Origin of the sequence: Novosphingobium humi (genome assembly GCF_028607105.1) — a bacterium.
Taxonomy (GTDB): domain Bacteria; phylum Pseudomonadota; class Alphaproteobacteria; order Sphingomonadales; family Sphingomonadaceae; genus Novosphingobium; species Novosphingobium humi.
Genome location: NZ_CP117418.1, coordinates 369,494 through 386,147, shown reverse-complemented (window position 1 = coordinate 386,147; position 16,654 = coordinate 369,494). Strand labels below are relative to the sequence as shown.

The window sequence follows — 16,654 nt, the reverse complement described above, 5'->3', positions numbered from 1 at the left end:
GTTGCAGCTTTTGCCGCGCATCACGGTGGACAAGCCGTGGGGCCGCGCCGATCTGCCCCCGCCTTTCCCCTCGCCCGCGCAGGGAAAGACCGGCGAGATCTGGTTCGATTCGCCCGCCCCGCTGCACGCACTGCTGGTGAAATATATCTTCACCAGCGAGAATCTCTCGGTTCAGGTCCATCCCCGCGATGCGCATACCCGCGCCAAAGGGTAGGGCGCGCAGGGCAAGGAGGAATGCTGGCCGGTCATTGATGCGCAGCCGGGCGCCCTGCGTTTTCTGATCGCCCAGCCCATCCTTTTGCCAGATGCTTCGTGAGATCCCATCTGCGCCTTTCTTGCCGCATTGCCGGCCCTGATCGGGGGTTGGCGCTTTGCATGGCAGCAAAGGTCCAGTCTTTCCGCAAACCGCGATCCTAGGCCGACATGGCGCTGATCGGGCCTGCATCCTCGTCCAGTTCACGCAGATCGCGCCCGCGTGTTTCCTTGCCGAACCAAGCTACCAGCAAGAGCGACAGCGCGGTCGGCACCATCACCATCAGCGAGGAGGCCCCCATCGACAGCGCGACCCCGCCGATCGTCAGACCCTGCGCCAGCAAGCCGCCGCCCTTGGTGCAGGCCGCGACCCAGCCTGTGGCCCGGCCACGGACCTTCAGCGGAAAACTCTCGGCCGTATAGGGCAGCACAATGGCGATGATGCCGTTCGTGCCCACGATCAGCAGGGCAACCGGCAGAACCGGACTGCCGCCGCCCGCCAGTTCCAGCCGCAAGACCAGAAGCAGGCCCAGCAGGGTCAGCACGATCATCGAGGTCAGCGCCCATTTGGTGCTCCACCGGCTGTAGAGCAGCGCGGCCACGAACACCGTTGGAAAGGCGATCAGCGCGCTTTCGGCCAGCAGGCGGCTTGATACGCCCACGGAATAGCCCTTGGCCACAAGATCGGCTGGCAGCCAGAGCAACAGGCCAAAGTTGATCAGACCCCATGACAGGGCGCAGATGCTGAGCGCGGTCAATTTGCCGTAAAGCTGAAAGCCGACCAGCGTGTGGGCCCCGCGCGCGCCGCCATCGACAGGGGCCTGCGCGCGCCGCGCCTTGGCCCCGAACCGGCGCATGACCGCCTCGGCCTCTTGCGCCCGGCCGCGCGCCAGCAGGAATTTCGCGGATTCAGGGATAAACGCGCCCAGCAGCACCAGCGTCAGCCCGGTGGGCAAATTCGCAAGCCACAGGATGCGCCAGCCAAAGACCGGTTGCAGCAGGGCCGACATGCCGCTGGCCGCGAAATAGCCGCCGACCGCCCCCAGCCCCCCGACCAGCACCAGGCTCCAGCCGCGATGGCGATTGGGCATCATTTCGGCCAGCAGCGCATAGGTGACCGGCAGCATCCCCCCCGCCGCCGCGCCCATCATGAAACACATGGCGATGTTCCATGCCAGACTGGGCATCGCCCCGCAGATCGAGGTGCCCACAAACATCACCGCCGAGAGCAGGATCGAGGCCTTGCGCCCATAAACATCGGCGATCCAGCCCCACAGCACCGATCCCGTCACCGTCCCGGCCAGCGCGAAAAACGGCACCAGCGAGACGGTTTTCTTGGGCACGCCATATTCGCTGATCATGCCGGGCACGGTAAAGCCCAGCGAAGCCGGCTTCATCACATCGATGACCAGCGCCAGCGTCAGCACCGCCATCAGCCCCCAATGCGCGGGGCCAAGATGCGCATCCTCGGGCGCGGCCACCACGATCCGGGCGGCATTGGCCTTTTGCTCGGCCAGATTGCGCGGCAAAAGCCCATAGGCCGCAACCATCGTGCCCAGAACAATCAGCCCCATGCCAAAGAGCATGGTATTGTCCATCGGCATGCCCGCTAATTGATAATTCATGGCGCGCGCCATCGCAAACATCGGCAAATGGGCGCAAACGCCCAATGTCACGGCAATGCAGCCTGCGACAAAGGCCCATATGTGCCTGTCCGCAAGCGTGCTTTTCATCGATCCCATCTGCCCCCATCCTTCCCTTGCCGAGGCGTGATAATCCCATTGTCGGACAAGGGAAAGCCGCGAGCGGGCCGATCATGGGAACAGGGCGATCAACTCTCCTGCACCATGGCCGCCACCATCGTTTGCCACACGGCAAGGCAATCTGCGCTCTCCATTCTGACGTTGCCCTTGGCGATCATGGCCACGCTGGGCTGCATCACGGCCATGAAGGCCACGCGGACATTGTCCCGATACATTTTTCGCATCGGTTCGGCATCAGGATCGCTCCAGTCCCAATCGGGCTGAACATTGTCATACATGGCGCGGGCGGCGCGTTCGAGCGGGGTCGGGTGAATATCGGTCATCGCGGCCGCCTTAGCCTGTCGGCGCGCCATGGTGAAGATGGCGCGCGCCCTTCAATCCCCCAGCGGCAGTTCGGTGGTGCGCTTGATCCGGTCCAGGACGACGCTGGAGCGGACGCTGGCCACATCGCCATGGCCCAGAATGTCCTGATTGATCAATTCGGACAGGCCGCGCAGATCGCGCGCCAGAATACGCAGGAGATAGTCGGAATCCCCCGTGGTCGCGCAGCAGTCCAGCACGCCTCCGATCGCCTGCATACGGCCATGAAAACCGCCGATCACCTCAGGCGCATAGGAACTCATCGTCACGGCGACAAAGGCCTCGACATGCAGGCCCAGATTTTCCTCATCCAGCAGGGCGACCTGTTTGCGGATAATGCCATCCTGTTGCAGCCGGGCAATCCGGCGCGAGACCTGTGAAGCGGACAGGTGGACGATCTCGCCAATGTCGGCGTGGGACAGCGAGGCGTCGGCCTGAAGCTGGGTCAGGATTTTGCGGTCGAGTTGATCCATGCGCCATTTTTGCATGAAAGGACAAATGAGCGCAAGAGTGGCGCGCAATGAAGCCGTTTACCCCCCAACTTCGCGCGGACCACGCATGGGTTTTGCGATAGAAACTTCTCCAACGGCTGCGGCAAAACGCAGCCCTTTGATCGTGGAGAGACATGCATGGCCGACGACGCCCGCCCCGCCGACCTGTTCGACAATCCCCTCGGCCTTGACGGCTTTGAATTCATAGAATTTTCCGCGCCGGAAAAGGGTCTGCTCGAACCGGTCTTTGCCGCCATGGGTTTTACCCATATAGCCAACCACCGCAGCAAGGATGTGCAATTGTGGCGTCAGGGCGGGATCAACCTGATCGCCAATTATGAGGCCCACAGCCCCGCCGCCTATTTCGCCGCCGAGCATGGACCATCGGTCTGCGGCATGGGCTGGCGGGTGCGCCATGCCGCCCATGGCTATGCCACCGCCATCGAGCGCGGGGCCGAACCGGTAGAGCTCAAAACCGGGCCGATGGAATTACACTTGCCCGCGATCCGGGGCATCGGCGGCTCGATCATCTATCTGATCGACCGCTATGGCGATGAACTGTCGATCTATGACATTGATTTCACTTATCTGCCCGGTGTCGATCGCCACCCGGTCGGCGCCGGATTCCACACGATCGACCACCTGACGCATAATGTCTATGGCGGGCGGATGGCCCATTGGGCGCATTTCTACGAGCGCGTCTTTGGCTTTCGCGAGATCCGCTATTTCGACATCAAGGGCGAATATACCGGCCTGACCAGCCGGGCCATGACCGCGCCCGACGGCAGGATCCGCATTCCGCTGAACGAGGAGGGCAAAGCGGGCGGCGGCCAGATCGACGAATTCCTGCGCGCCTATAATGGCGAGGGCATACAGCATGTCGCTTTCCGCTGCGACGATCTGATCGCGGGCTGGGATGCGCTCAAGGCGCTTGGCACGCCCTTCATGACCGCTCCGCCCGCGACCTATTACGAGATGCTGGCCGAACGCCTGCCCGGCCATGGCGAACCGGTGGAGGAATTGCAAAGGCGCGGCATCCTGCTCGATGGCAGCACCGAAAAGGGTGATCCGCGCCTGCTGCTCCAGATCTTTTCCGAAACGGTGATCGGCCCGGTCTTTTTCGAATTCATCCAGCGCAAAAAGGACGAAGGCTTTGGCGAGGGCAATTTCACCGCCCTGTTCCAAAGCATCGAGCGCGACCAATTGCGCCGCGGCGCGCTGAACGTGACGGAGAAGGCGTGATGACACAGGCCCCCACATTACAGCGCATCCACCATGTCGCCTATCGCTGCCGCGATGCCAAGGAGACAGTGGAATGGTACGCCCGCGTGTTGGGCATGACCTATACCACCGCCTTTGCCGAGGATCATGTGCCCTCCACCGGGGCCTTCGATCCCTATATGCATGTGTTTCTGGATGCGGGCGGCGGCAATGTCCTGGCCTTCTTCGAATTGCCGGGCCAGCCCGAGATGGGCCGCGACCCCAACACGCCCGCGTGGGTTCAGCATCTGGCCTTTGAGGTCGCCGATGAGGCCGCCTTGCTCTCCGCCAAGGCGCATATCGAGACGCAGGGGATCGACGTGCTGGGGCCGACCTATCACGGCATTTTCCGCTCGATCTATTTCTTCGACCCCAATGGCCATCGACTGGAACTGGCCTGCAACATCGGCACGGACGAGCAATATCGCGAATTGCGCGAATTGGCCCCGGTGATGCTGGAGGAATGGAGCCTGACCAAGCGCGCGCCGCGCCATGCGCAATGGCTGCATCACGAACCGACCGGGGACGGAGATCGCGCGTGATTGACCACACTCATGATGCCGCCGCCTCAAGCTGGGTTGAGGGCGCCGACGAGCATGGCGACTTTCCGGTCCACAACCTGCCGCTGGGAGTCTTTTCGCGCGAGGGCGGGGCACGGCGGATTGGCTCTGCGATTGGGGATTATATCGTCGATCTGGCGGGGCTGGCGGAGGCCGGCCTGCTGCCCGATGCCCTGCGCCCGGCTTTGGGCGAACAAACGCTCAACGCCCTGTTTCGCCTTGATGTGGTCACGCGGCGCGCGCTGCGCCATGCCCTCTTCGCCCTACTGACCCATCCGGCACGGCAAGACGCGGTCGCTCCTTGGCTTTGCCCTACGCAAAGCGTTGAATTGCATCTGCCCTTTGCGATTGGCGATTACACTGATTTCTATGTCGGCATCCACCACGCCACCAACATCGGCAAGCTGTTTCGCCCCGACAATCCGCTGCTGCCCAATTACAAGCATGTGCCCATCGGCTATCACGGGCGGGCCAGTTCGATCCGCGTATCGGGCGCCCCGGTGATCCGCCCCAAGGGCCAGATCAAGCCGCCCGATGCCGATCAGCCGACCTATGCCCCCTGCCGCCGCCTCGATTACGAACTGGAACTGGGCATCTGGATCGCAGGCGATCACGATTTGGGCCAGACGATCCCGATCGCTGCGGCTTGGGACCGGATCGCCGGGATCAGCCTGCTCAACGACTGGTCCGCGCGCGATATTCAGGCCTGGGAATATCAGCCGCTCGGGCCATTCCTGTCCAAGAGTTTCCTCACCACCATCTCGCCATGGGTCATCACCGCCGAGGCGCTGGCCCCTTTTCGCGCGGCCCAACCGGCGCGGCCCGAAGGCGATCCTGTGCCTCTGCCCCACCTTTGGGACGCGCAGGATCAGGCCCGGGGCGCGCTGTCGATCGAACTGTCGGTCACGCTGGCCAGCGCCGCGATGCGCGCGGGCGGCATGGCAGCGCAGGAATTGAGCAGAAGCGCGGCCGATCAGGCCATGTACTGGACCCCTGCCCAGATCGTCACGCACCATGCCTCGAACGGCTGCGACCTGCATACCGGCGACCTCTTGGGCACCGGCACGCTTTCCGGCCCCGCCCCCGGCAGCGAGGGCAGCCTGATGGAAATCTCGCAAGGCGGCAAACAGCCCGCCATGCTGACCAGCGGCGAGCAGCGTTGTTTCCTTGAGGATGGCGACGAACTGACCCTTTGCGCGCGGGCGATGCGGGGTGGCTATCGCGCCATAGGCTTTGGGCCGTGCAGCGGGGTGATCCATCCGGCGCGCTGAAACGTCGCGCGGCGGCCAGACCGAACCATTTCAACGCAAGCGACACACCGCTTTCCATTTCCATCAGATCTGCCAAGCTGACGGAACGGATGAGAGGGTGAGACGGGGATGGAATTTGTTGGCTGGGCGGCCATGGTGGGCGCACTTTTGGGAGGTTTTTCGCGGGGCTATAACCTGTCGGGCGCCTTTGTCGGCGCTGTGCTTGGCGCCGTGATGGGCCAATGGTTGCGCGTGCTGATGCGGCGGGAAATCCAGTCCGCGGTGCAGGCCGCGCTGGCCGAAGCCGAACCGGGGGCATGGCCGGTTGAAAGCCAAACCTTTGCCGAGGCAGAGACAGAAACAGAGACAGCCCCGCTACGGGAAGTGCCCCCGCCCGAAGCCGTCCCCGCCCCGGAAACGCACCAGCAGCCCGAACCTGCGGCGTGGGTCGCCCCCATTGCCGCCCCGACCGATCATCCCGCGCGCACCGATCCGATCGAAGAGGCCATCGTCAAGGTGAGGGCATGGCTGTTTGGCGGCAATACGATCGTGCGCGCCGGTCTGGCGGTCCTGTTTGTGGGACTGGTCTTTCTTGCGCGTTTTGCGGCCAATGCCGGACTGTTTCCGATTGAGATGCGCTTGTCGCTGATTGCTCTTACCGGCGTGGCCCTGCTGCTGGTGGGCCTGCGCAAACGGATCGAGCGGCCCGCTTTCGGCCTCTCGCTGCAGGGGGCGGGCGTGGCGGTGCTCTACCTTGTCGTGTTCGCTGCGGCCAAGGCCTATGGAGTGCTGCCCCCGGCGGCGGCCTTTGCCTTCATGATCCTGTTTGCGGCGCTGGGCTGCGGGCTGGCGATGATGCAGGACTCGCTGTCCATGGCGCTGGCTTCGTTTCTGGGGGGCTTCGCGGTGCCCGTGCTGCTGGGGGGCAGAGCCGACACGCCGCTCGGCCTGTTCACCTATCTGACCATCCTTAACGTGGCGATCCTTGTGATTGGGTGGAAAAAGAGCTGGCGGCCGCTCAATCTTCTTGGCTTTGCCGCCACCTTCCTGCTGGCGGGCCTGTGGGGCTTTTCCTCCTACGAAACGCGGCATTTCCTGCTGTGCGAGATCTTTCTCCTCGCCTCCATTGCGATCTATCTGGCCGCTGCTGTGCTCTATGCTCACAACACGCCGGGACCGCTGGGCCATTATGCCGATTCCACCCTGCTGTTCGGCACCGCGCTCGTCGGTTTCGGGCTTCAGGCGGGGCTGGTCCATGGCCGTCCCTTTGCCGAAGCCTTTTCCGCGCTGGGCTTTGGCGCGGCCTATCTCGGCATCGCCGCGCTGACCCTGCGCCAACGCCGGGCCGAGATGCGCCTGCTCGCCGAATGCCTGCTGGCCATCGGGGTGGGCTTTGTGACGCTGGCCGTGCCTTTGGCGCTGGAGGCGAAATGGACCGCCGCGACATGGGCCCTCGAAGGCGCAGGCGCTTTCTGGGTGGGCGCGCGGCAGGCGCGCTGGATGCCGCGCGCTTTCGGCTTGCTGTTGCAGGCCGCCGCCGCGCTGATGGTGGCGGTCTCGCTAGAGCGCAATGTTGCCGCGCTGCCGCTGGCCAACAATGGATTCATGGTGCCGATGCTGGTGGCCTTGCCGGTGCTGTTCACCGCATGGCTGCTGCGCGCGCGGCTGGAGCATAGCGGATCGTTTCTGGCGCAGGCCTATGCGTCGCGGGAATACGATTTGCGCCATGTATGGTTTCTGGGCGGCTTTGGGCTGGTTTGCCTTGGCATCCTGCGCGAGACGGACCGCTATCTGCCCGCTTCTGCCGCGCCTTACTGGTCCGGGCCCGCGCTTGCCTCCCATATGCAGATCTATGCAGCCATGCTGGCCATTCTTGCCGCCATGGCCTTGGCGCAGACCTTTGGCCGCCGCAGGGATTGGCCGGTCGCGCTCTGGCCCGCGAGGCTTTCGCTGCCGCTGCTGACGCTGTGTTTTCCGACGGCGCTGATGGATGGACGCAATATTCTCTATAGCCCCGATGTATTCTGCTGGGTCTTGGCGGTGAGCCTCCACCTGTGGCTGCTGCGCCATCTGCCGCGTGATCGCTGGAGCCTCGCCATGCATGCGGGCGGGGTGATCCTGGGCACGGCCATGGTGGCGGACGGGCTGTGGCTGGGGATTGATCGCGGCGCGCTGTGGGACACATCATGGGCGGGCGTGGTGTTCCTCATCAGCGCCACCGCCATGCTTTTCACACTGACGCGCTGGGCGGGCAAGGCCGCATCGCGAACCGGCACCGAAGGGCTTGGCTGGCCGCTCAACCCGGCCGCGTCGGCCTATTGGTGGCATGGGGCGCGGGTGCTGGCGGTGCTGGTCTATGGCGGGGCGCTGGCCACCACGCTGATGGCCGAAGGGGTCACCGAGCCCCTGCCCTATGTGCCGCTGCTCAATCCTGTGGATCTGGCGGCCCTGCTGGCCCTGGCATCGCTGGGCCTGTGGCGTCAGATGCTGTGCCGGGTTCCGGCCCCGCCCCCCGGAGCCGCGGCGATAGGCGGCGAAACGGGAATGGGCGCGGGGGCCGTGCTGGGCTTTGCCATCGCCAACACGGTCTGGCTGCGCACTGCGCACCATTTTCTGGGCGTGGGGTGGGACGGCGAGGAGCTGATCGGAAGCCAGATCGTCCAGTCGGGCTGCTCGCTGCTCTGGACAATGATCGCCATGGGCCTGATGCTGTTTGCCCACCGGCGGCAAGAGCGCTCGCCGTGGCTGGCCGGGGCGGTGCTGCTGGGGGTGGTCGTGGCCAAGCTGGTGATGGTGGACATGTCCAAGGTTGAGGGCGTCGCGCGCATTGTGGCCTTTATCGGGGTGGGCTTGCTGATGCTGCTGATCGGATATTTCGTGCCGTTGCCGCCGCGCGCCCAAAGCCGCAACGGGGTGGAGGCATGAAGCGCCTTGCCGCGCTGGTGCTGCTGTCGGTGGCCTCTTGCGGTCAGGGCGACCGGGACAAGCCGCTTGGCCCCCGCGATTTTGCGCTGCTCCTGCCGGTGGAGGCCGATGCGGGGCCGCTTGAGCGCATCGCGCTTCCCCCTGCCGCGCTGGCGGCGATCAGGCGCAGGGACAAGGGCGACATCCGCGTGTTCGACGCGCAGGACAGGCCGCTCTCGCTGGCACTGTTGCCGGGTGGCCCCGGCGAATTGGCGGTGGTCAGGCTCAAGGCGATCCCTTTCGCTCTGCCGCAATCCCCCAGTCCGGGCTCCAGTATTTCGGTCCGTGTGGACCGCGGCGCACAGGCGATCCGCGTCAAAACCGATGACGCCTCGCCCGCCGCCCCGGACCATGCGGTGCTGCTCGACACGCGCCAACTGAACCAACCGGCGGTGTCGATCACGCTGGATGCCGATGTGCCCGTGCAAAGGCCGGTCACCGTTTCGCTCGCGGTGGGCGGTGATCTGAGCCATTGGCAAGATCTGACGCGGAAAGTGCTGTTTCGACCCGATCAGGGTGCCGGTCTGCTGGGGTCTGGCAGGCTCGATCTGGGCGGCGAGGTGCTGGGCGGGCGCTATCTGCGTGTGGCGTGGAGCGGCGCCCCTGCCTCCATGGTCACCGGGGCAAGCCTTGCCACCTCGCCAGACCCGGTGCCCCGTCGCGTGACGGTGGCGGCCAAAGGCGCGGTAATGGCCGACCCGCATCATGTCCTTTTCACCCTTCCTGCGGGAGCCGGCCCGACGGCGCTGATGGTGGCGATGACGGGGCGGGACGGTGTGGTGCCGATCCGTCTGCTGGGCCGCGCGGCCGCCGACCAGCCATGGGCGCCGCTCGCGCTGGCCAGTGTCAGACAGGGCGAGAAAGCGGCGTTGCTGGAACTGGGCGATGGCGGGTCGCGCGAATTCATGGTCGAGGCCGATACGCGCAGCGCAGGGTTTTCACAGATGCCCCGGCTGGACCTGCAGTTTGCCCCTGTCGAGGTGCTGGCCGCGATGAACGGCGCGGCGCCCTATCGATTGGCCGTGGGGCAGGCCAAGGCCCCGCCCGCCTTTTTCGGCATGGCCGAGCTGGTCACCCGACCGGGGCCATTCCCGCAGGCACGAGTGATGGACGATGGCCGCGATGTCGAAATCGACGTGGCCATCGGCAAGGCCCGAACAGGGCTTGCGCCCCGCATCGTCGCGCTGTGGGCAGTCCTGATCGGCGGGGTGCTGGTGCTGGCTTTTGCCGCCTATCGGCTGTTCCGGGCCAATGACGACCAACCGCAGGAACCATGACACCGCGCCCGCCCCTTCGACAAAGGGAGCGGGCGCGGCGCCGGGATCAGCCAAAGGTCAGAAATTAAAGCCGAGTTGCGCCCCGATCGTGCGGAACGAATTCATGCCATAGCGCTGGGTGACGGTGGCGATGCCGGAATTGCCGTCGCCCGATTCCAGCCCCAGCGAACCGGGCACGCGCTGATCCCCGCAATTCTTGCAGAAAACCGAGACGCGCCAATTGTCCGCCTTCAAGCCGATGGTGCCACCCCAGATGTTGCTCTGGCCATAGGTGGTGCCGGGATAAGGCTGGGTGGTGAAATTCATCGACGAACGGTGATAGAAATTCGCGCCAACGAAGGGGCGGAGCGGGCCGCTGGCGTTGAATTCGTAATTCACATCCACGGTGCCGGTGAATTTGGGCGCCAGCGGCGTGCTGCGCCCGGCGGCGTTATAGGTGGTGCAGCCTTGGCCCGGATAGCATTGCGCGCCGGGGAAATTGCCGAATTTGGAATCGAGCAGGGTGGCATTCGCGCCGATCGTCAAACCCGACAGCGGCCGCGCGGTGATGCTCAGCTCGGCCCCCTTGCTCTTTACCGTGGCGGCATTTTGCGTGACGAAAGAGGCGCTGGTCAGATCGAAGGACTGGACCTGATAATTGCTGAAATTCGAGCTGAAGGCCGAGATGTTGACGATCAGCCTGCGCCGCAGCCAGCTCGTCTTGATGCCGATTTCGACATTCTCGTTGGTTTCCGGCTTGATCGCCAGCGAGGCGGTGGTGCTGACCTCGTTGTTGTTGAAGCCCGGCCCCTTATACCCACGCCCATAAGTGCCATAGGCCATCAGATCGCGGGTCAGATTGTACTGCGCGCCCAGCTTGTAGCTGAAATTGGTGTTCGAAACGCGCTCGCTGCGGCCCGGTTCGACCACGCCAAAGGGCACGAAATATTTCTGCTGGTTCTGCACCAGATGGATCGCAACGCTATCACGCGTGACACGCGCGCCGCCGATCAATTGCAGCGCATCGGTCAGTTTATAGGTCAATTGGCCAAAAGCGGCGAGGCTGTCATTGGTCTGGCGCACCACGCGGTCAAAGCCGAGGAAATAATTGTTGCTGACCGAACAGGTGGGCGGGAAAGCCCCCGAAACCGCCGTCGCGCCGACGCAGAAGGGATAGGAGGGCAGCAGGAAGGCCGGGAAATAATTGTTGCCCGCGATCTGGCCGGTTTCCTTGAGCGTCGAGCGGAAGACATAGATCCCCGCCTGCCCGCTCAGCCGGTTTTCGCCCGGCAGGGCGAGGCGCAATTCATTGCTGTACTGGTTGAAGCTGGTCGAGCTGGCATTAATGTCGGCGCCGTTCGATCCGGTGCCGTCGACGTCAAGCTGCTGACGGCGGGTGAAACCCTTCCACGCGGCGATATTGCTGATCTCGATGCCATTGTCGAACAGATAGCTGGCCTTGGCCTGAAGCCCATTGCGGTCCAGATCGCGGTAATAGCCCGCATTGCCCGCCAGCGTGATGTTGCCCGGAGCGGCCGTGATGCCGGTGGCGGCCAGCGGCGCTGCATTGAGGCTGCCCGCGCCAAGGCTGCGATAGGTCGTGTCGAACAGGCCCAGCACGCCGCGATCCTGCCCCACATCACCCACGACATAGAGGCTGAAGGCCTCATTGGGCTTGAACAACAGGCCCGCGCGCAGGCCAAAGCGGCGCAGATCCAATTCGTTGCGCACGCCATTGTTCAAAGGCCCGCTGAAATTCACCAGCGGCGTCTGATACTCGTTGAAACCGGCCAGGCGCAAGGCGACCGTCTGGCCCAGCGGCAGATTCACCGCGCCGCGCGCAACGATGCCATAGGAATCATTGGCCGCCGTGGGCCTGCGGTCGAGTTCCAGATCGAATTGCCCGCTGGTCTTGCCCAGTTGCGGTTTGGCGCTGGTCACATTGACCAGGCCCGCCGAGGCGTTGCGCCCGAACAGCAGCCCCTGCGGCCCATTGAGCACCTCGACCTGCGCCAGATCGAAAAAGCTGTAAACCAGCCCGGCGTTGGTCAGGTTGACCTCGTCCTGCGCATAGGCAACGCTGGATTCGATCGAATTCGAAAAGGCCGAGGTCCCCACCCCGCGCACCGAGAAATTGTTGTCCGCCCCCGATTGCAGGCTGGGCGCGGCCAACGTCATTTGCGTGAGATCATTGAGCCCGCGCGATTTGAGCAGGTCGGAGGAAACGGCGGTCACGCTGACCGGCACGTTCTGCAGCCTTTCGGGGCGGCGCTGGGCGGTAACGATGATGTCATTGGCGCCTTCAGCGGCGGTCTGGGCCAAGGCGGGGGCGGCCATGGCCATCACAGACAGGCTGGCCCCAGCCATAATCGACCGGATGTTCATTCGGAATCCTCCCTAAGCAAGCATTTGTTGGCCTTGCGGCTAGGCTTCAAGAAACATTCAGTCAAGAATGCATGTTAGTTCACCCTTGCATGAATGTGTCCCTCTGTGCTTTTCATGCATCAGCAAAGGATGGATGTATGACCCAGCAATCCCGAACCCGCCGCAGCCAGGAAGAGCGGACCGCCGAGACCCGCGTGGCACTGATCGACGCGGCCATCGCGGTCATCCACGAGTTGGGCTATGCCGCCGCCAGCACCACGCTGATCGCCGAAAGGGCCGGGGTCAGCCGCGGGGCGATCCTGCACCAGTTCGGTACGCGCGCCGCGCTGATGGCCGAAGTGGTGGCCGAGGTGTACCGGCGCGAAATGGATATATACAAGCGGCTGGTCACGCAGGAGCAGCAGGGCCGTAACATCCATGAATGGCCAAGGATCCTGATGAGCGTGCTGGGCATGCCATCGGGCATTGCCGTGCTGGAAATCCTGCTGGCCAGCCAAAGCGACAGGGACCTGACCGAAACGGTGCGCAAACGTCAGGCCGAAGTCGAGGAGGCAGCGCTGGCAACAATGCGGGCTGATCTGGGGGGCAAGGCGGACGCGGCCATGGCGGTCAAGCGGTTGATGGTCTGGGCCGTGCGCGGTCTGTCTATCGCCAACCGCGTGGTGCCCGATGGGATCGACATGGAGGGGCCGGTCGCGCTGTTGAGCGGCCTGCTGAAAATGGCCGCGCCCGGCGGCAAGGTCGATGAACTCGAACCGCTGATCGCCAAAGCCTGACGGCAAAGGGGCTAGTCCTGCTCCATCCTTTCGGCCATGACGCCCGCCGACCATTGGGTCAGCCGGTCGATCAGCCAGACCATCGCGGGATCATTGACCCGCGCGCGATGGCATTGGATGGCCTCATGCATGTCGGGAATGGCCACGGGCAACGGCCAGTAGCGGATGGGCAGATGCTGCGCCGCCTTGCGCGCCAGCGATTCATGCAGGATCGCCAGTCGCCCTGTCCCCACCAGCAATTGGGGCACCACGCCAAAGGTCGTCGTCGTCAGCGCGTTTTTGATCATTATGCCCTGAAGCGCCAATTGGTGATTGGCAAAGGATGAGGTGGCCGAGCGCCCGATCAGCGCCGATATGAACCGTCCGGCCCGCAAATCGTCCAGACCGGGCGCGCTTTGGACCAGAGGATTTTCGGCCCATCCCGCCACGACATGGCGCTCCTGAAAGAAATTGACCGCAGGATGGCGGTCGCTGACATAATCGCTGGGGGTAATCAGCAGATCGAGTTCGCCCGCCTCCAGCATGGCGATCGCATCATCCTGAGGCGAAACGATGTCGAGGCGGATATGGGGCGCCTCCTGCTCGATTTGCGGCAACAGATCGCCCAGCACCGCGACCAGAATGAAGTCCGAGGCCATCACCCGGAACTGGCGGATGGAGGTCGCCGGGTCGAAATGCGCGGGCGTGTTGACCAGCGCCTCAAGATCACCCAGCACCGATTTGACGCCGGGTTGCAGGCGCAGAGCAAAAGGGGTCGGGATCATCCGCTTGCCATGCTGGACCAGCAAGGGGTCCTCGAAATGCAGCCGCAGCCTTGCCAGCGCGGCGCTGATCGCGGGCTGGCTGACATGCAGCAATTGGGCGGCGCGCGTGACACTGCGCTGATCAATCAGCATGTCGAGGACCTGAAGCAGGTTGAGATCGAGACCCTTGAATCGCATGGTTTGATTTGCTTTCTTTATCCATTCGATAAATACAAAATATTTCCTTTATACAAAAGTCTTTGTCATTCTGCCCCCAGATAAAACACATGGGGAGACAGTTATGCGCCTGAAATATCTGCTTATGGCCTCGGCTCTGCTGGCCGGTCCCGCACTGGCCCAAAGCCAGAGTACGGCGCCCGGAGACGGCCAGAGCGTCGGTTTGCAGGACATCGTGGTAACTGCGCAACGGCGAGAGGAAAATCTGCAAAAGGCCGCGCTGGCCGTCAGCGCCGTGGCGGGCGACACGCTGGTCAAGCAATCGGTGACGCAGGCGACCGACCTGTCGCGTCTGGTGCCCGCCTTACAGGTGGCCCCGGCGGCTTCCTTCACACAGATCTATATGCGCGGTATCGGCAGTTTCGGCGCCAATGCCTTTGCCGAACAGGGCGTGGCCTTCAACCTTGACGGCATCTATCTCTCGCGCCCGGCCGCCCCCGCCGCGCTGTTCTATGACCTTGAACGGATCGAAGCGCTCAAAGGCCCGCAAGGCACGCTCTATGGCCGCAATGCCAGCGGCGGCGCGCTCAACGTCATCACCGCCAAGCCCAAGCTGGGCGAGACGAGCGGTTTCGTGAATGCCGAATATGGCAATTACAACGCGTTCAAAACCTCGGCCGCGATCAACCTGCCGCTGGGCGAGCAATGGGCCGCGCGCGTATCGGGCCAATATGCCCGCCATGACGGCTATATGAGCGATGGCTATGACGATGAAAACACCGGCGCCCTGCGCGGCCAGTTGAAATTCGACAACCGCGCCGGGATCAACGCCACGCTGATGCTGGATTACGGCCATGTCGGCGGCAAGGGGTCGGGCGGAACGATCATGCCGCTGATCGGCAACGGGCGCCTTGGCCCCAGCGATCCGGCGGTGGTGGCCGCCTATCTGGCGCAAAACCCGACCGCGCCCGTCCCCCAGATCGTCGCCAAGAATGACGGTTTTCAGGACAACAACTATTACGGCGCAGCGCTGACCGCCAATGCCGATCTGGGCTTTGCCACGCTGACCGTGATCCCGGCATGGCGCAAGACGGATCTCAACTTCCAGTCCTATGCCTCATCCTTCCTGATCCGCGACGTCGAGAAATCGCGGCAGGGTTCGGTCGAGGCTCGGCTTGCCAACCGTTCGGGCCCGGTCAATTGGGTGGCGGGCGCCTATTGGTTCGACGAGCACGTCGATGCCCAGCAGCGCTATGATCAGGGCAGCAACGGGCTCCAGATCAACTCGCTGCTCGATACCAGAAGCCTTGCCGCCTTTGGTCAGGCGACCGTGACCGTTGCGCCGTCTTTCCGGGTGACGGGTGGCCTGCGCTATACCGATGATCACAAGCAGCAGTTGACCAATTTCACCACCATGCCCTTTGTCGGCTTTGTTAGCCCGGCCACCGGCAATTTCACGCCGATTTTCGCCAATATCCCGGCCGTGGCCACATCCGACGTGCATTTCCGCAAGGCAACGTGGAAGGCGGGCGTGGAATATGATGTCGCGCCGCGCAGCCTGCTCTACGCCTCGGTCGCGACGGGCTTCAAGTCGGGGGCGCTCTATGCCGCTGCGGGCCAGAACTATTCCGCGCCGGAAAACCTGACCGCCTATACGATCGGGTCCAAAAACCGCTTTCTCGACAACCGCCTGCAACTCAATGTCGAGGCCTTCTGGTGGGATTACCGCAACCAGCAGGTGTCGCATCTGGGCCCGGTGCAGGTGGCCTCCACGCCGGGCGGGGCGATCTATGCGCCCGTGTTCCTGACCGAAAATGCGGGCGCGGCCAAGCTCTACGGCATCGAGGCCGAGGTGCTGTTCAAGCCGACCAGCGGTGACCTGTTCACCGCCGACATCCAGTGGCTCCATGCCCGCTACAAGAGCTTTGGCTATTTTGCCTATTCCTCATCGGGCGCCACCCCGGCGGTGGGCTGCGCGGTCACGCCCACCTCGCGCCTTGCCGCCACGGCAGGCGCGGCCATTTTCAGCGTGGATTGTTCCGGCCGCCCGGTGGTCAATGCGCCGGACTGGACGATCAATCTGGCCTATGAACACAAGTTCGCGCTGAAGAGCGGGGCCAGCGTCACGCTGGGCGCCGACACGCGGGTGCAGAGCGCCAGCTATGTCTCGATCGACTATCTGGCTGGCGGGCGACAGGGCGCCTATATGGCCAGCAATGCCAGATTGCAGTTCGAACCGGCAGGTGGCCGCTACTCGCTCACGGCCTTTGTCAACAATCTTGAAAACACCACCGTCTTTGCCGCCAGCTTCCAGAGCCCGGTCAAGAATGGCGTGCTTTATAATCAATTGCGCCCTCCCCGCACCTTTGGGGTGCGCGCTTCGATGCGCTTCTGATGGAGCAATCAGGCCCCCGGAT

Annotated in this window: 13 protein-coding genes; 8 read left to right on the top strand and 5 right to left on the bottom strand. The window is 63.8% G+C overall.

Annotated elements, in window-relative coordinates; translation table 11 throughout:
• Window position 1: 1 nt before the first annotated feature.
• On the top strand, window positions 2–214 hold the full coding sequence (locus PQ457_RS17680; protein ID WP_420541007.1) for a cupin domain-containing protein: 213 nt from the start codon (window positions 2–4) through the stop codon (window positions 212–214).
• Between the two features lie 199 nt (window positions 215–413).
• Here the strand turns inward: PQ457_RS17680 and PQ457_RS17675 are convergent, their stop codons facing one another.
• The 3 genes from PQ457_RS17675 to PQ457_RS17665 all read right to left on the bottom strand — a co-directional run bounded on the left by PQ457_RS17675 (window position 414) and on the right by PQ457_RS17665 (window position 2,848).
• On the bottom strand, window positions 414–1,994 hold the full coding sequence (locus PQ457_RS17675) for an MFS transporter (RefSeq protein ID WP_273620165.1): 1,581 nt from the start codon (window positions 1,992–1,994) through the stop codon (window positions 414–416).
• A gap of 89 nt (window positions 1,995–2,083) precedes the next feature.
• Window positions 2,084–2,338: a hypothetical protein gene (locus PQ457_RS17670; RefSeq protein ID WP_273620164.1), complete on the bottom strand. Its 255-nt coding sequence runs from the start codon at window positions 2,336–2,338 to the stop codon at window positions 2,084–2,086.
• A 51-nt stretch (window positions 2,339–2,389) separates the two neighbouring features.
• The gene (locus PQ457_RS17665; RefSeq protein ID WP_273620163.1) at window positions 2,390–2,848 is read right to left on the bottom strand and encodes an Lrp/AsnC family transcriptional regulator; all 459 of its coding nucleotides are present in this window, start codon (window positions 2,846–2,848) and stop codon (window positions 2,390–2,392) included.
• 156 nt (window positions 2,849–3,004) lie between these two features.
• Between PQ457_RS17665 and hppD the strand changes: the two genes are divergently transcribed.
• From hppD to PQ457_RS17640, 5 genes are all read left to right on the top strand, one after another.
• Window positions 3,005–4,108 carry a 4-hydroxyphenylpyruvate dioxygenase gene (gene hppD / locus PQ457_RS17660; protein ID WP_273620162.1) on the top strand — a complete coding sequence of 368 codons (1,104 nt, stop codon included), beginning with the start codon at window positions 3,005–3,007 and terminating at the stop codon, window positions 4,106–4,108.
• Window positions 4,108–4,668, top strand: a complete 561-nt coding sequence (locus tag PQ457_RS17655) for a VOC family protein (RefSeq protein WP_273620161.1) — start codon at window positions 4,108–4,110, stop codon at window positions 4,666–4,668. The genes hppD and PQ457_RS17655 overlap by 1 nt, the downstream gene beginning before the upstream one ends.
• Window positions 4,626–5,957: a fumarylacetoacetase gene (gene fahA / locus PQ457_RS17650; RefSeq protein WP_273620160.1), complete on the top strand. Its 1,332-nt coding sequence runs from the start codon at window positions 4,626–4,628 to the stop codon at window positions 5,955–5,957. The genes PQ457_RS17655 and fahA overlap by 43 nt, the downstream gene beginning before the upstream one ends.
• Before the next feature lie 108 nt (window positions 5,958–6,065).
• Window positions 6,066–8,861 carry a DUF2339 domain-containing protein gene (locus PQ457_RS17645; protein ID WP_273620159.1) on the top strand — a complete coding sequence of 932 codons (2,796 nt, stop codon included), beginning with the start codon at window positions 6,066–6,068 and terminating at the stop codon, window positions 8,859–8,861.
• On the top strand, window positions 8,858–10,177 hold the full coding sequence (locus tag PQ457_RS17640; RefSeq protein ID WP_273620158.1) for a DUF3999 family protein: 1,320 nt from the start codon (window positions 8,858–8,860) through the stop codon (window positions 10,175–10,177). The genes PQ457_RS17645 and PQ457_RS17640 overlap by 4 nt, the downstream gene beginning before the upstream one ends.
• Before the next feature lie 57 nt (window positions 10,178–10,234).
• Here PQ457_RS17640 and PQ457_RS17635 read toward each other — a convergent pair whose 3' ends face one another.
• Window positions 10,235–12,541 (bottom strand): TonB-dependent receptor, encoded by a 2,307-nt coding sequence (locus PQ457_RS17635; protein WP_273620157.1) that lies wholly within the window; start codon window positions 12,539–12,541, stop codon window positions 10,235–10,237.
• A 137-nt stretch (window positions 12,542–12,678) separates the two neighbouring features.
• Between PQ457_RS17635 and PQ457_RS17630 the strand changes: the two genes are divergently transcribed.
• Window positions 12,679–13,317 carry a TetR/AcrR family transcriptional regulator gene (locus PQ457_RS17630; protein ID WP_273620156.1) on the top strand — a complete coding sequence of 213 codons (639 nt, stop codon included), beginning with the start codon at window positions 12,679–12,681 and terminating at the stop codon, window positions 13,315–13,317.
• 11 nt (window positions 13,318–13,328) lie between these two features.
• Here the strand turns inward: PQ457_RS17630 and PQ457_RS17625 are convergent, their stop codons facing one another.
• A complete protein-coding gene (locus PQ457_RS17625) occupies window positions 13,329–14,258 on the bottom strand; it encodes a LysR family transcriptional regulator (protein WP_273620155.1) in 930 nt (309 codons plus the stop codon).
• 103 nt (window positions 14,259–14,361) lie between these two features.
• On the opposite strand from PQ457_RS17625, the gene PQ457_RS17620 reads away from it, so the two are divergent.
• Entirely contained in the window at window positions 14,362–16,632 is a 2,271-nt protein-coding gene (locus tag PQ457_RS17620; RefSeq protein WP_273620154.1) for a TonB-dependent receptor, read from the top strand.
• Window positions 16,633–16,654: the final 22 nt, after the last annotated feature.

What these genes read in the sequence shown, in the direction of transcription:
- PQ457_RS17665 (WP_273620163.1), bottom strand. Translation starts at nt 2,848, where the DNA reads ATGGATCAACTCGACCGCAAAATCCTGACCCAGCTTCAGGCCGACGCC.
- PQ457_RS17620 (WP_273620154.1), top strand. Translation starts at nt 14,362, where the DNA reads ATGCGCCTGAAATATCTGCTTATGGCCTCGGCTCTGCTGGCCGGTCCC.
- PQ457_RS17645 (WP_273620159.1), top strand. Translation starts at nt 6,066, where the DNA reads ATGGAATTTGTTGGCTGGGCGGCCATGGTGGGCGCACTTTTGGGAGGT.
- PQ457_RS17635 (WP_273620157.1), bottom strand. Translation starts at nt 12,541, where the DNA reads ATGAACATCCGGTCGATTATGGCTGGGGCCAGCCTGTCTGTGATGGCC.
- PQ457_RS17640 (WP_273620158.1), top strand. Translation starts at nt 8,858, where the DNA reads ATGAAGCGCCTTGCCGCGCTGGTGCTGCTGTCGGTGGCCTCTTGCGGT.
- PQ457_RS17625 (WP_273620155.1), bottom strand. Translation starts at nt 14,258, where the DNA reads ATGCGATTCAAGGGTCTCGATCTCAACCTGCTTCAGGTCCTCGACATG.
- PQ457_RS17675 (WP_273620165.1), bottom strand. Translation starts at nt 1,994, where the DNA reads ATGGGATCGATGAAAAGCACGCTTGCGGACAGGCACATATGGGCCTTT.
- hppD (WP_273620162.1), top strand. Translation starts at nt 3,005, where the DNA reads ATGGCCGACGACGCCCGCCCCGCCGACCTGTTCGACAATCCCCTCGGC.
- PQ457_RS17630 (WP_273620156.1), top strand. Translation starts at nt 12,679, where the DNA reads ATGACCCAGCAATCCCGAACCCGCCGCAGCCAGGAAGAGCGGACCGCC.
- PQ457_RS17655 (WP_273620161.1), top strand. Translation starts at nt 4,108, where the DNA reads ATGACACAGGCCCCCACATTACAGCGCATCCACCATGTCGCCTATCGC.
- fahA (WP_273620160.1), top strand. Translation starts at nt 4,626, where the DNA reads ATGGCTGCATCACGAACCGACCGGGGACGGAGATCGCGCGTGATTGAC.
- PQ457_RS17670 (WP_273620164.1), bottom strand. Translation starts at nt 2,338, where the DNA reads ATGACCGATATTCACCCGACCCCGCTCGAACGCGCCGCCCGCGCCATG.